General features: G+C 67.8%; 3 protein-coding genes and 1 pseudogene. 1 reads left to right on the top strand and 3 read right to left on the bottom strand.

Translation table 11 applies throughout. The features are described from left to right. Positions 1-132: 132 nt before the first annotated feature. The 3 genes from LJ657_RS47915 to LJ657_RS47905 are packed head-to-tail and all read right to left on the bottom strand — an operon-like array spanning position 133 to position 3,065. Positions 133-1,296 carry a caspase, EACC1-associated type gene (locus LJ657_RS47915; protein ID WP_232656070.1) on the bottom strand — a complete coding sequence of 388 codons (1,164 nt, stop codon included), beginning with the start codon at positions 1,294-1,296 and terminating at the stop codon, positions 133-135. Next, on the bottom strand, positions 1,289-1,711 hold the full coding sequence (locus LJ657_RS47910; protein ID WP_232656069.1) for an effector-associated constant component EACC1: 423 nt from the start codon (positions 1,709-1,711) through the stop codon (positions 1,289-1,291). The genes LJ657_RS47915 and LJ657_RS47910 overlap by 8 nt, the downstream gene beginning before the upstream one ends. Position 1,712: 1 nt before the next feature. Then, entirely contained in the window at positions 1,713-3,065 is a 1,353-nt protein-coding gene (locus LJ657_RS47905) for a serine/threonine-protein kinase (RefSeq protein ID WP_232656068.1), read from the bottom strand. A gap of 457 nt (positions 3,066-3,522) precedes the next feature. Between LJ657_RS47905 and LJ657_RS47900 the strand changes: the two are divergent. Then, positions 3,523-3,711, top strand: a pseudogene (locus tag LJ657_RS47900) (transposase); the annotation flags it as partial. Between the last annotated feature and the right edge of the window lie 118 nt (positions 3,712-3,829).

The following is a 3,829-nucleotide window of genomic DNA, read 5'->3' as shown; positions in this document are numbered from 1 at the left end:
AAGCACTTCTCCGCCTGGCCCGACAACGGATCAACGTGCTGTTCGCCATGCTCCGCGACGGCACCTTCTACGAACCCAGAACCCCACGCCTCGCTTGACGAAAGACATAGAGGCACCCCCCCCTGCAGCGGGTCACCTCGACGCGTCAGCGCTAGGAAACGGCCGGTCCCCGGGAAAGCTGACCTTCAGCGCGTGCTCCAGCACGTCGCAGGCCTCCGCGTGGCTGCCCACCTCGCGCAGCAGGGCTGCCAGTCGCTGGCACACGGCCACCACCTCGGGACCCACCCGGTCGTGCACTGCAGCGAAGGCAGTCTCCAGCACTTCAATCGCCTCCCTGCTGTGGTCCAGTTCGGTGAGGATGTCGGCGAGTTCCAGTCGTACGGCGATGTCGTCGCCGCCCTCGGTCACACCGGGCTGCCCGAGGACAAGCCGGAGTATGGGCAGCGCATCCCGGGTGCGGCGCTCGGCACGCAGCCGCCGTGCGAGCCGCAGCCCGGTCGTGGTGATCGCCGAGGTGATCTGCTGGTCGAGAACCTGGCTGCTGCCCCCCTGGGGCGGCGCACAGGCCCGGTTGCGCGCGATCGCCAGGAGACCCGACTGGTTCTCGCAGGCACGCCGAGGCTCCGGCTTGCTCTTGGCCCGCAACCGGTCCTTGAGCGTGCTGTACACAGTCTCCAGGTCGAGTAGTTCGGGCCCCTCGGGAATGCCTCCGCGCAGCAGCGCCAGCAGCTCACCAGTGAAGGTTGTGTAGATCTCGCCCTCGGGCGCGAGCGCGGGTCGGTCACCGGGCGAGGCCGCCAGTACGTAGGCGCCATCGACCATGGCCTGCATCGCCAGGTTCTGCCCACCGCTGCCCATCGCGCGGGCGGCGCGGCCGCTGAAGCAGCAGTCCAGGATCACGATCCGGCGCCGGGTCGGTGATGCTCGTACCACCGAACGCAGATGGTGGTACGCCATCGCGGACCAGCCGCGTCCGTCCTGGGAGTCGTGGAGCGCCATGTACAGGTCGGGATCGTCCGGGTCGCGTAGTCCGTGCCCGCTGAAGTAGACCAGCAGCGTGTCACGCGCAGCGGACGCGGCGGCTGCGACCGGGCCCAAGAACTCGGCGGGGAACCGGGGATTTTCCACGATCGTGCAGTTGGACTCAGGGATGCCGCAGATCGTCGGGTCCTGGAGAGCCGTGCTCAGGCTCTTCAGGTTCTGCGCGACCGGCGGAAGCGGGATCAGATGCCGGTACTCGCTGCCGCCGATCAGCACGGCACGGGACGTGGCCGGGTCAGGCAGGGCATCATTCACGGCCGGTGCCGCCATCCGCGGCCCGCGTGTCCTGTTCCTCGTCGGTGCCATGGTTTTCGTCGTTTCCGTCGTGGAGCAGCGCGCGGATGACAGTTAGGGTGGCCTCGGGCGTGTCCGCCGGTACCTCTACGACCACCCGACCGCGCGTCATCCGCAGCCGGGCCGTGCCCCGGCGGGCGTCCAGCCAGGACGCGATCGACACGGCGAGAGCGCCCGCGGCCAGGCCCGAGTTGACCGCCAACTCCAGGATGTCGAAACCCAGCCCCATATGGTCCGGACGCGGTGGACCAAAGGCGCGGGGAGTGCCCGTGCAGGCGCCGGTGAGTGTCTCATCCGCGCCGATCCATCGGTGCAGCGAGCGCAGTTCGTACTCCGAGTCCGCGCCCAGGGCGCTGATCTCCAGAAGAAGGGCCATGTCAGACTCCAGGGTGGCCCGGCGAGCAGGCGTCGTTGATCATCGATAGGCGGTTCAGTGCTTCGGGCGCGACGCCAAGGCGAGCCAGGCAGACCGCGGCCCAGAAGTGGTTGACCAGGGTCACGGGGTGGTTCTCGCCAAGGTCGGCGGTGCGCTGCAGGATCAGAAAGCCGTGCTCTTTGAGCGCCTCGCTGTACTTGCCTCGACTCACCATGTTCACGGCCTCGCGGTGCTTGGCCTCGACCGCTTCGGGCGACAGGCCCTCACGCATCAGCCTGTGTGTGAGGTTTCGAAGGGAGGCGTCGTCGTCGTACTCGTCGAAATGGGGCGCGACGAGAATGCTCGCGGTCGCGTCTTCCGAGGCGACGGGCGACGAGGGGGATGGCGGCGGGCCGAAGGTGCTTTCAGGCCGACGCGGTTGCGCCAGCAGATGGAGCGTCGTTGCCGTGGCTGGCTCGGGGGTCGTACGGGCCCACTCCGTCGCCGACTCGCGCAGATGGCCAGCGACCAGGTCAGAGACGACGTCCTCGACCCGCTCCGGAGTGCTGAGGTACACGGCGATCTCGTCGGCGGCAGACGGCCGTAAGTGCGGCTCACGCTCCAGCAACCGGTCCACTATGCCTGCCAGTTCGGCGTCCACGTCCCAGCGGCCGCGCAGAGTGGGCGGCGGCTGGTTGACCTTGGCGAAGAAGATCTCGTTTGTCGAGTCGTCGCCGCCAGTGAAGGGCTCCTCACCGGAGAGCATCCGGTACATCACACAGCCAAGGCCGTAGAGGTCGGCCTGCGGGCCCACCGTCAGTCCGCGCACTGCCTCCGGCGCCATGTAGACGGGCGTTCCGACGAACATGTCTGCCTGGGGGAGCATGCCGGACTCGATGAGTCGCGCGATGCCGAAGTCCACCAGCACCACCCGCCCATCGCGGCAGAGGAAGACATTCCCGGGCTTTACATCCCGGTGGACGATGCCGACCTGGTGGGCGGCGGCCAGACCGGCGCACATGCCCCAGACCACAGCCCGCACCACGTCGTCGGGAAGCGGTCCCGCGGACGCCCTAAGGATGCGGTTCAGCGGGACGCCGTCGAGCCGCTCCATCACGAGATACGGCTGTCCGCCCTCGACCCCGACGTCGTACACGACCACGGCGTTACGACTGCTGATCCGAGCGGCCGCCTGCGCTTCCCGTCGGAACCGGTCGACCGCGGACGGGCTCTCCGCCGCCCACCCCGACAGTAGCTTCACTGCCACCGACCGGTCGAGCGCGGTGTCCCAGGCCTCGTACACGCGGCCCATACCGCCCTGCCCCAGAAACCGTTCCAGCCGGTATCGTCCCGCCAGAACCTGGACGTCCCCCATGCTGCCACCCCGCACCTAAGCCCTGTCGGCTCAGGCCTGATCATCCCGGCGGGCGTGGACGGACGCAACCGGTTCGCGCGGCTCGCCCTGCGGGCACACCAACTCCGCACCGAGGCTCCAGAGCGGGGCGGAAGGTTGTCGGCTGTCGGCGGATCTCGGGCTGGAGTGGGTGGCGGAGTGGTGGTCAGCGTGAGAATGACATGGCTTTTCGCCGCTCCTGGCAGCAACGGGTGAGCACTACCCGTCAATGTCAACGACCAGGCCACCTCGCCTGCGCCACTGACGCTCAGATGACGAAGTGCAACTGGCACTTCCCCGCGGTTGCGTCCTGGGAAGTGGTGTACGGGCTCCCACCTGATCCGGGCGTTTGGCCCGGCGTCGGAGTGAGCGTCCGGATATGAGAACGGCCACCGGCTGATCTTTCAAGACGACCAAGTCTTTGAAGGAGATCAGCACGATGACCGCACCCGACAGTCTGCCCCTGCACGCCCTCGCGGAAGGCAATCTCGCCTCGGCGAGTCCGGACCTGCTGCGCGCGATGGTCAAGATGTTCGCCGACGCGCTCATGTCGGCGGAGGCCGACACCCTCTGCAATGCGGAGTACGGCCAGGTCAGCGAGGAACGCGTCAACCATCGCAACGGCTACTCAGGTTGAACTCGTAGAGTCCGGCTGCGTGGTCACCAGGGTTCGATGATCAGGCCGGTCCCGGTGAGGCAGCCGTCGATCAGGTGGGGTCTGAACTGGATCTTCTTGAGCTTGCGTT

This window comes from Streptomyces guryensis, from assembly GCF_021261325.1.
Lineage (GTDB): Bacteria > Actinomycetota > Actinomycetes > Streptomycetales > Streptomycetaceae > Streptomyces > Streptomyces guryensis.
This window is presented reverse-complemented; position numbering and strand designations above follow the sequence as displayed.

What these genes read in the sequence shown, in the direction of transcription:
- LJ657_RS47910 (WP_232656069.1), bottom strand. Translation starts at nt 1,711, where the DNA reads ATGGCCCTTCTTCTGGAGATCAGCGCCCTGGGCGCGGACTCGGAGTAC.
- LJ657_RS47905 (WP_232656068.1), bottom strand. Translation starts at nt 3,065, where the DNA reads ATGGGGGACGTCCAGGTTCTGGCGGGACGATACCGGCTGGAACGGTTT.